Raw genomic sequence first — 2735 nt, 5'->3', positions numbered from 1 at the left:
CCAGCCAGATCGTCACCATGCACATCCAGTCCGTTGACCAGAACAAGGCCATCAAGACGGTCAAGCGCACCATCACGGAACTGGATCGCAGCAAAATCGAGGAGCAGAAAAAAGCCATCCGTGCCGGATATGATATTGACATCATTCCGTCGGATTTGGCAACCTACGGCAGAGATGCAAAAGCCCTGCTGAAGGAATTGCAGAGCCAGAACGAGCGGATGTTCCTTGTCACATTTCTGGTGCTGAACACCGGGCGCACGGAGCAGGAGCTGGAAAACAATGTTTTTCAGGCATCCAGTATTGCACAGAAGCACAACTGCAACCTGTGTCGGTTGGATTTTCAGCAGGAGCAGGGGTTGATGAGCAGCCTGCCGCTGGCAGACTGTCAGATTGAAATTCAGCGTGGTCTTACCACCAGCAGCACGGCAATTTTTATCCCGTTTACCACGCAGGAACTGTATCAGTCCGGCAAAGAAAGCCTGTACTATGGGCTGAATGCTCTGTCCAACAACCTTATCATGGTGGATCGCAAAAAGCTGAAAAATCCGAACGGTCTGATTCTCGGCACTCCCGGTTCCGGCAAAAGTTTCTCGGCAAAGCGTGAAATCACCAATGCGTTTCTGGTGACGGACGATGATATTATTGTGAACGATCCAGAAGGCGATTACTCGCCGCTGGTGAATCGTTTGAAGGGTCAGGTCATCAAAATTTCGCCCAACAGTACCCAGTTCATCAATCCCATGGACATCAATGCCAACTACTCCGAGGAAGATAATCCCCTGTCCCTGAAAGCCGACTTTATCCTTTCCCTGTGCGAACTGGTGGTGGGCGGCAAGGAAGGGCTGCTGCCGGTGGAGAAAACCGTCATTGACCGCTGTGTGCATCTGATCTACCGCAAATATTTTGCGGACCCCTGCCCGGAGAATATGCCCATTCTTGAGGACTTGTACAACGCTCTGCTCCAGCAGGACGAAAAGGAAGCCCACCATGTTGCCACCGCACTGGAAATCTACGTCAAGGGCAGTCTGAACCTGTTCAACCACCGCACCAACGTGAACGTCAATAACCGCATCGTCTGCTATGACATCAAAGAACTGGGCAAACAGATGAAGAAGCTCGGTATGCTCATCGTACAGGATCAGGTCTGGGGGCGTGTCACGGCAAACCGCAGCAGCGGAAAGTCCACACGGTATTATATGGACGAGATGCACCTGCTTCTGAAAGAGGAGCAGACTGCGGCGTATTCCGTGGAGATCTGGAAGCGTTTCCGCAAGTGGGGCGGTATTCCCACGGGGCTGACCCAGAACGTGAAAGACCTTCTTTCTTCCCGTGAAGTCGAGAATATTTTCGAGAACAGTGACATGATCATCATGCTGAATCAGGCGGCAGGAGACCGGCAGATCCTCGCAAAGCAGCTCAATATTTCTCCCCATCAGCTTTCCTATGTGACCCACTCCGGCGAGGGCGAAGGGCTGCTGTTTTTCGGCAATGTCATTCTGCCGTTTGTGGACCGTTTCCCCACCGATCTGGAACTCTACCGCATTATGACCACCAAGTTGGGTGAAGTCTCGGAGGGCGCACAGAAATGAGCGAACCGAAGCTGAACATCAAAGAGGAATCGTCCGCAAAAAAGACCCGTTCTCCTCCGAAAAAAACCAAGGTGGAGCAGTCGGTGTCCAAAAAGAAAAAGCTGAAAACCGATGCAGATAAAGCTGCGGAAAAGGCACAGCATCTGCGGTTTGGCAAGGCGGAACTGACCCCGGACGAGTTGAGCCGTTTGAGCAAGGCACAGAAGCGGGAAATGTACGCCGCCCATGCCGCCCGGTCTGCGGTGCACCGGGAGGTTGACCAGTACGAGGATGACAATGTGGGCACGCAGGCTTTGAGCGAGGGCGAAAAGGCGGCTGGAAATGTCCGGGATATTTCCAAGAGCCGTTACGCCAAAAAGCTGAAAAAGAAAGCCAAGATGCAGGGCAAGAAAGGCACCAAAACCGCAAAATCTTCTGCACAGGAGCCAACTGCGGCACAAGATACAGGCGCATCCGGCACCGGCGAGGGCGGCTCCAACTGGCTTTCACGCTGGAAACAGCGGCAAGAAATCCACAAAAGCTACTATGCCGCTGCCCGTTCGGGCACGGCGGCGCAGACCGCAGGCGGCAAAGCGGCATCCAACGGTGCATCTGCCGCCCGGTCCAGCATGGAACAGGCGGTAGAAAAGGGCAAAACTGCCGTCAGCACCGCCGTAAAGGGACTGATGAATGCTGCCAAAGGCAACGCGCACGTTCTGGTGATCGTGGGCGTTTTTCTTTTGCTCATCCTCATGGTGACGTCGGGCTTTTCGTCCTGCGGCATCCTCTTTTCCGGCGGCACACAGGTGTCCGGGCAGACCATGTACTCTGCCGAGGACCGGGACATCCGGGGTGCAGAGCAGGACTACAAGAAGCTGGAAAAGGAACTGGATAAAAAGATCAAGCGCACCCCTACCGACCACCCCGGCTACAACGAGTACCAGTACCATCTCGACCCCATCGAGCATGACCCATGGCAGCTCACTTCGTTCCTGACCACCTTGTATGATGACTACACCCGCAGCGAGGTACAGGGAAAACTGAAGGAGACCTTCAAAAAGCAGTACAAACTGACCACATGGGTGGAGGTACAGATACGGTACAAGACCGTTTGGGTCATCAGCCCGGCAGGAATCCCGGTTCCCACGCAGGTGCCCTACGAGTACA

At 54.1% G+C, this 2735-nt stretch carries 2 protein-coding genes; both read left to right on the top strand.

Annotated elements, in window-relative coordinates:
* The coding region (locus tag J3353_RS15820) for a VirB4-like conjugal transfer ATPase, CD1110 family (protein ID WP_207685224.1) at positions 1-1589 on the top strand (1589 nt) is incomplete at its 5' end.
* The coding region (locus J3353_RS15815) for a CD1108 family mobile element protein (RefSeq protein WP_207685223.1) at positions 1586-2735 on the top strand (1150 nt) is incomplete at its 3' end. The genes J3353_RS15820 and J3353_RS15815, both read left to right, overlap by 4 nt.

This window comes from Faecalibacterium sp. Marseille-Q4137, assembly GCF_017377535.1.
GTDB lineage: Bacteria > Bacillota > Clostridia > Oscillospirales > Ruminococcaceae > Faecalibacterium > Faecalibacterium duncaniae.
This window is presented reverse-complemented; position numbering and strand designations above follow the sequence as displayed.